Below are 254 nucleotides of genomic sequence, written 5' to 3' on the forward strand. Positions count from 1 at the left end.
CGGAAGTTCTCTTCCATCATCGGTCCCAGCACGAAGCCGAGCAGCAGCGGGGCCGGTTCGCACTTCAGCTTGATGAACAGGTAGCCGATCAGGCCGAAGGCCGCGGTCTGGAACACGTCGAACGTGGTGTTCTGGACCGAGTACACGCCGATGCAGCAGAACGTCAGGATGGCCGGGAACAGGAAGCGATACGGCACCTTCAGCAGCTTCACCCAGATACCGATCATCGGCAGGTTCAGGATGATCAGGATGAA

The 254-nt window shown here is 59.1% G+C and carries 1 protein-coding gene; it reads right to left on the minus strand.

The genetic code is table 11. The features are described 5' to 3' along the window. Positions 1–254 (minus strand): tripartite tricarboxylate transporter permease (locus tag AAHB16_RS32705; protein WP_342052938.1); only part of this gene is annotated, 254 nt, incomplete at both ends.

Source organism: Cupriavidus sp. OTU4054 (assembly GCF_038440175.1).
Lineage (GTDB): Bacteria > Pseudomonadota > Gammaproteobacteria > Burkholderiales > Burkholderiaceae > Cupriavidus > Cupriavidus pauculus_D.